At 79.4% G+C, this 1865-nt stretch carries 2 protein-coding genes and 1 pseudogene; all 3 read left to right on the top strand.

What is annotated here, in order from left to right; all coding sequences use genetic code 11:
- The coding region (locus tag MCAG_RS02765; protein ID WP_083802168.1) for a glycosyltransferase family 2 protein at window positions 1-614 on the top strand (614 nt) is incomplete at its 5' end.
- 31 nt (window positions 615-645) lie between these two features.
- Window positions 646-1167, top strand: a pseudogene (locus tag MCAG_RS35575) (AMP-binding protein); the annotation flags it as partial.
- Window positions 1168-1232: 65 nt separating this feature from the next.
- Window positions 1233-1865 (top strand): class I adenylate-forming enzyme family protein (locus MCAG_RS35570; RefSeq protein WP_198141705.1); only part of this gene is annotated, 633 nt, incomplete at its 3' end.

Raw genomic sequence — 1865 nt, 5'->3', positions numbered from 1 at the left:
CCGACGGCACCCGGGACGTGGTGCGCCGCTTCGCCGTGCACGCGCCGGTGCCGACCCGGCTGCTGCGGGAGGAACAGCGGGGCGTCGGCGCGGCCGTGGACACCGGCTTCCGGCACGCGATCGCGCAGGGGGCCACGCTGCTGGCCCGCACCGACGCCGACTGCCTGCCCCACCCCGGCTGGGTGGCCGCCGCCCGCCGTACCCTCACCGCCGGGGCGGCCATGGCGTGCGGCCGGATCGAGGCCCGCCGCGACGAGCACGGCCCGCTGGGCCGGGCCGGGTTCCGCTGCCTGGTCGTCGTCGCCGCCACCTTCGGCCGGCTGCGCCCCGCCCACCGGGGCCCCGGCTACCGGGCCCCGTACCGGATGCACGCCGGCAACAACATGGCGATCACCGCCGAGGCGTACCTCGCCGTCGGCGGCATGCCCCGCCGCCCGTCCCCGACCGACCGGGAGTTCCTCAACCGGGTACGCCGGCACACCGACGCCATCGTGCACGAGCGCACGATGGTGGTGGAGAACTCCACCCGGCGGCTGCGGGCGTACGGGCTGCGCCGGACCGCCGCCTGGTACCTGGACCGGGGCAGCGGCCGGTTCTCCCCGGACCCGCGCTGACCCGCACCCCCACCTGGAGACGAGTCGCCCGATGCTCGACGAACTGGCCGCCGCGCTGCGCCGCCACCCCGACCGGCCGGCGGTGCTCACCGCCGGCCGCACCGGCGCGCCCCGGACCCGCGCCAGCCGGGGCGAGCTGGCCGACCTCGCCGACGGGTACGCCGCCGCCCTGCACCACCACGGCCTCGCCGCCGGGGACACCCTCGGGGTGGCGGTGCGCCCCGGCCCCCGGGCGCTGTCGGTGCTGCTCGCCGCGCACCGGCTCGGACTGCGGGTGGCGGTGCTCGACCCCAGCGCCGGCCCGGACGTGCTCACCGCGCGCCTGGCCCTCGCCCGCCCGGCCCTGGTCGTCGCCGATGCGGCGGCGCAGGCGGCCGCCGGGTGGGCACGCCCGCTGGCCGGCCGGGCCCGGCTGGCCCTGCCCCGGCTGGCCGAGCTGGGTCCGGTGCGTACCGTTGGTGGACGGCTGCCCGGCTGCGCCCCGGCGCTGCGCCCCCGGCCGGGTCCGGCCCCCGACCGGGGCGGACCCGACGACGACGCGGTGATCATCTTCACCTCGGGAACGACCAGCCGGCCCCGGGCGGTCGTGCACCGCCGGGCCGGGCTGGCCGCCGGGGAATGCGCGCCGTCGCCGACCTGGTCCGGCCACACCCCGACGCTCCGGTGCTCGGCGGCACGTTCTTCGTCCTCGTCCCGGCCCTGGCCAGCGGCGCCCCGGTGGCCCTGCCAGCCCGGTCACCCCGGGTGCTGGCGCGGCAGGTGGCCCGGCTGCGCCCGCAGGCCAGCTACCTCACCCCGCCGCAGCTTCGGGCGCTGCTGGCGCAGCGACCCCGGCTGTGCGGCCGGTTCTACAGCGGCTCCGCGCCGGTCAGCGCCACCCTGCTCGACCGGACCCGACGGGCCGGCGCCGAGCAGGCGTGGGGGGTGTACGCGCTCACCGAACTCTTCCCGGCCGCCGCCGTCGAGGCCGCCGAGAAGGCGGCCTTCACCGGCGCCGGTGACCTCGTCGGCGCGCCGCTGCCGGGCGTGACCGCCCGGGTCGGGACCGACGGGCGGCTGCTGCTCGCCGGGCCGGGGCAGGCGCACCGCTACCTCGGCGAACAGCCGCACGACTGGGTCGACACCGGCGACGTCGCCCGGCTCGACGGCGACCGGGTCGTCCTCGCCGGGCGCAGCAAGGACATGATCCTGCGCGGCGCGGAGAACATCTACCCCGGCCTGTACGAGCCGGCCCTGCACGTGCCAGGGGTC

This window comes from Micromonospora sp. ATCC 39149, assembly GCF_000158815.1.
Taxonomy (GTDB): domain Bacteria; phylum Actinomycetota; class Actinomycetes; order Mycobacteriales; family Micromonosporaceae; genus Micromonospora.
The sequence above is the reverse complement of the archived record's forward strand: the minus strand, read 5'-3'. Positions and strand labels throughout refer to the sequence as shown.